The 4,916-nt window shown below is 50.4% G+C and carries 3 tRNA genes and 2 rRNA genes; all 5 read right to left on the reverse strand.

Annotated elements, in window-relative coordinates:
* Positions 1–2,632: ribosomal RNA gene (locus AC6R10_RS17990) — 23S ribosomal RNA — on the reverse strand; the annotation flags it as partial.
* Between the two features lie 394 nt (positions 2,633–3,026).
* Positions 3,027–3,102: transfer RNA gene (locus tag AC6R10_RS17995), tRNA-Val, on the reverse strand.
* Positions 3,103–3,196: 94 nt separating this feature from the next.
* Positions 3,197–3,272, reverse strand: a tRNA-Lys gene (locus AC6R10_RS18000).
* A 1-nt stretch (position 3,273) separates the two neighbouring features.
* Positions 3,274–3,349: transfer RNA gene (locus tag AC6R10_RS18005), tRNA-Glu, on the reverse strand.
* Positions 3,350–3,512: 163 nt separating this feature from the next.
* Positions 3,513–4,916: ribosomal RNA gene (locus tag AC6R10_RS18010) — 16S ribosomal RNA — on the reverse strand; the annotation flags it as partial.

The raw sequence follows: 4,916 nt of genomic DNA on the forward strand, positions 1-4,916 counted from the left end.
AGCCCCCTTCAATCTTCCAACGCCCACGGCAGATAGGGACCGAACTGTCTCACGACGTTCTAAACCCAGCTCGCGTACCACTTTAAATGGCGAACAGCCATACCCTTGGGACCGACTTCAGCCCCAGGATGTGATGAGCCGACATCGAGGTGCCAAACACCGCCGTCGATATGAACTCTTGGGCGGTATCAGCCTGTTATCCCCGGAGTACCTTTTATCCGTTGAGCGATGGCCCTTCCATTCAGAACCACCGGATCACTATGACCTGCTTTCGCACCTGCTCGAATTGTCATTCTCGCAGTCAAGCGGGCTTATGCCATTGCACTAACCTCACGATGTCCAACCGTGATTAGCCCACCTTCGTGCTCCTCCGTTACTCTTTGGGAGGAGACCGCCCCAGTCAAACTACCCACCAGGCACTGTCCTCACCCCGGATAACGGGGCTAAGTTAGAACATCAAACATACAAGGGTGGTATTTCAAGGTCGGCTCCACAGATACTGGCGTACCTGCTTCAAAGCCTCCCACCTATCCTACACATGTAGGCTCAATGTTCAGTGCCAAGCTGTAGTAAAGGTTCACGGGGTCTTTCCGTCTAGCCGCGGGTACACTGCATCTTCACAGCGATTTCAATTTCACTGAGTCTCGGGTGGAGACAGCGTGGCCATCATTACGCCATTCGTGCAGGTCGGAACTTACCCGACAAGGAATTTCGCTACCTTAGGACCGTTATAGTTACGGCCGCCGTTTACCGGGGCTTCGATCAAGAGCTTCGACCGAAGTCTAACCCCATCAATTAACCTTCCGGCACCGGGCAGGCGTCACACCGTATACGTCATCTTACGATTTTGCACAGTGCTGTGTTTTTAATAAACAGTTGCAGCCACCTGGTATCTGCGACTCTCAATAGCTCCATCCGCGAGGGACTTCACCGTCAAGAGCGTACCTTCTCCCGAAGTTACGGTACCATTTTGCCTAGTTCCTTCACCCGAGTTCTCTCAAGCGCCTTGGTATTCTCTACCCGACCACCTGTGTCGGTTTGGGGTACGATTCCAACTTATCTGAAGCTTAGAGGCTTTTCCTGGAAGCATGGCATCAATGACTTCACGCCCTTGGGCGCTCGACATCGTGTCTCAGCCTTAAAGAGAGCCGGATTTACCTAACTCTCAAGCCTACGCACTTGAACCTGGACAACCGTCGCCAGGCCCACCTAGCCTTCTCCGTCCCCCCATCGCAATAAGTTGAAGTACGGGAATATTAACCCGTTTCCCATCGACTACGCCTTTCGGCCTCGCCTTAGGGGTCGACTTACCCTGCCCCGATTAACGTTGGACAGGAACCCTTGGTCTTCCGGCGAGGAGGTTTTTCACCCCCTTTATCGTTACTCATGTCAGCATTCGCACTTCTGATACCTCCAGCATGCTTTACAACACACCTTCAACGGCTTACAGAACGCTCCCCTACCCAATACCTAAAAGGTATTGCCGCAGCTTCGGTTTATAGCTTAGCCCCGTTACATCTTCCGCGCAGGCCGACTCGACTAGTGAGCTATTACGCTTTCTTTAAATGATGGCTGCTTCTAAGCCAACATCCTAGCTGTCTAAGCCTTCCCACATCGTTTCCCACTTAGCTATAATTTGGGACCTTAGCTGGCGGTCTGGGTTGTTTCCCTCTCCACGACGGACGTTAGCACCCGCCGTGTGTCTCCCGGATAGTACTTACTGGTATTCGGAGTTTGCAAAGGGTTGGTAAGTCGGGATGACCCCCTAGCCTTAACAGTGCTCTACCCCCAGTAGTATTCGTCCGAGGCGCTACCTAAATAGCTTTCGGGGAGAACCAGCTATCTCCAGGTTTGATTGGCCTTTCACCCCTAGCCACAAGTCATCCGCTAATTTTTCAACATTAGTCGGTTCGGTCCTCCAGTTGATGTTACTCAACCTTCAACCTGCCCATGGCTAGATCACCTGGTTTCGGGTCTATATCCAGAGACTGAGCGCCCAGTTAAGACTCGGTTTCCCTACGGCTCCCCTAGATGGTTAACCTTGCCACTGAATATAAGTCGCTGACCCATTATACAAAAGGTACGCAGTCACACCACGAAGGTGCTCCTACTGCTTGTACGTACACGGTTTCAGGTTCTATTTCACTCCCCTCACAGGGGTTCTTTTCGCCTTTCCCTCACGGTACTGGTTCACTATCGGTCAGTCAGTAGTATTTAGCCTTGGAGGATGGTCCCCCCATATTCAGACAGGATATCACGTGTCCCGCCCTACTCGATTTCACTGAATGTGCGTTGTCAACTACGGGGCTATCACCCTTTATTGCCGGACTTTCCAGACCGTTCGTCTAACGCATATAAAGCTTAAGGGCTAGTCCAATTTCGCTCGCCGCTACTTTCGGAATCTCGGTTGATTTCTTTTCCTCGGGGTACTTAGATGTTTCAGTTCCCCCGGTTCGCCTCGTTATGCTATGTATTCACATAACGATACCTGCTTGTGCAGGTGGGTTTCCCCATTCGGAAATCCCAGACTCAAGTGGTTTTTACTACCTAATCTGGGCTTATCGCAAGTTAATACGTCCTTCATCGCCTCTGACTGCCAAGGCATCCACCGTGTACGCTTAGTCACTTAACCATACAACCCCAAAGGGTCTTATTGGCTCATTTACTTTCACTTTGAAAAGTGAAAACAAACTAAGCAACCAAAGTTGTCTGCAATTATTTAAACATGATGCAGACTCGATTTTGCCGGACTCAAATATGAATAAGTGCCTAGAGACTAGTGTCTAGTTCCTAGATAACTTATTCCCAAGAACACTTGAATGTGTTTTTGTGTATTCATAGATATGAATACTTTGAGAACTTTACAAACAACAATAAATTGTTGTTTTGTCAGCTTTCCAAATTGTTAAAGAGCATGTTTCTTCACAAGGAAGTACATTTTCTAAAGACTTTCAGAGTCAAAGAATCTAACCACATACGTTTTACTGAAGTGGTTTGGACGTTTCTATCCAAAAACATTTAGAGAATGGTGGGCGATACCGGGCTCGAACCAGTGACCCCCTGCTTGTAAGGCAGGTGCTCTCCCAACTGAGCTAATCGCCCACATTATGTGGTTACTTTTTTCTTAGGCAAGGCAAGTTGTAAGGCCGTGTACAAAAGTACACAACGAGCAACTTAACGCCGCATAAGAGAAAAGTGGTGGGTCGTGCAGGATTCGAACCTGCGACCAATTGATTAAAAGTCAACTGCTCTACCAACTGAGCTAACGACCCGTGGTATCCCGTAGGGGAGTCGAACCCCTGTTACCGCCGTGAAAGGGCGGTGTCCTAGGCCTCTAGACGAACGGGACACTGGATAAGTTTCTAGTGAACTAGTGCCTAGTTCCTAGAGACTGTGAACCTTTTGGGAAAGGTTCATTTTATTCTAGGGACTAGTAACTAGCCTCTAGAATCTCTCTTTACTTTTACAAACCATATCAATCTGTGTGGACACTCAAAACGATAATCATCGTATAAGGAGGTGATCCAGCGCCAGGTTCCCCTAGCGCTACCTTGTTACGACTTCACCCCAGTCATGAACCACAAAGTGGTGAGCGTCCTCCCGAAGGTTAAACTACCCACTTCTTTTGCAGCCCACTCCCATGGTGTGACGGGCGGTGTGTACAAGGCCCGGGAACGTATTCACCGTGGCATTCTGATCCACGATTACTAGCGATTCCGACTTCATGGAGTCGAGTTGCAGACTCCAATCCGGACTACGACGCACTTTTTGGGATTCGCTTACTCTCGCAAGTTCGCCGCCCTCTGTATGCGCCATTGTAGCACGTGTGTAGCCCTACTCGTAAGGGCCATGATGACTTGACGTCGTCCCCACCTTCCTCCGGTTTATCACCGGCAGTCTCCCTGGAGTTCCCACCCGAAGTGCTGGCAAACAAGGATAAGGGTTGCGCTCGTTGCGGGACTTAACCCAACATTTCACAACACGAGCTGACGACAGCCATGCAGCACCTGTCTTACAGTTCCCGAAGGCACCAAAGCATCTCTGCTAAGTTCTGTAGATGTCAAGAGTAGGTAAGGTTCTTCGCGTTGCATCGAATTAAACCACATGCTCCACCGCTTGTGCGGGCCCCCGTCAATTCATTTGAGTTTTAATCTTGCGACCGTACTCCCCAGGCGGTCTACTTAACGCGTTAGCTCCGAAAGCCACGGCTCAAGGCCACAACCTCCAAGTAGACATCGTTTACGGCGTGGACTACCAGGGTATCTAATCCTGTTTGCTCCCCACGCTTTCGCATCTGAGTGTCAGTATCTGTCCAGGGGGCCGCCTTCGCCACCGGTATTCCTTCAGATCTCTACGCATTTCACCGCTACACCTGAAATTCTACCCCCCTCTACAGTACTCTAGTCTGCCAGTTTCAAATGCAATTCCGAGGTTGAGCCCCGGGCTTTCACATCTGACTTAACAAACCACCTGCATGCGCTTTACGCCCAGTAATTCCGATTAACGCTCGCACCCTCCGTATTACCGCGGCTGCTGGCACGGAGTTAGCCGGTGCTTCTTCTGCAGCTAACGTCAAATGAGTGCGCTATTAACGCACCCACCTTCCTCACTGCTGAAAGTACTTTACAACCCGAAGGCCTTCTTCATACACGCGGCATGGCTGCATCAGGCTTGCGCCCATTGTGCAATATTCCCCACTGCTGCCTCCCGTAGGAGTCTGGACCGTGTCTCAGTTCCAGTGTGGCTGATCATCCTCTCAGACCAGCTAGGGATCGTCGCCTTGGTGAGCCCTTACCTCACCAACTAGCTAATCCCACCTGGGCATATCCTGACGCGAGAGGCCCGAAGGTCCCCCTCTTTGAGCCGAAGCTATTATGCGGTATTAGCCATCGTTTCCAATGGTTATCCCCCACATC

It is taken from the genome of Vibrio sp. R12-SG2-ISO1 (genome assembly GCF_059834045.1).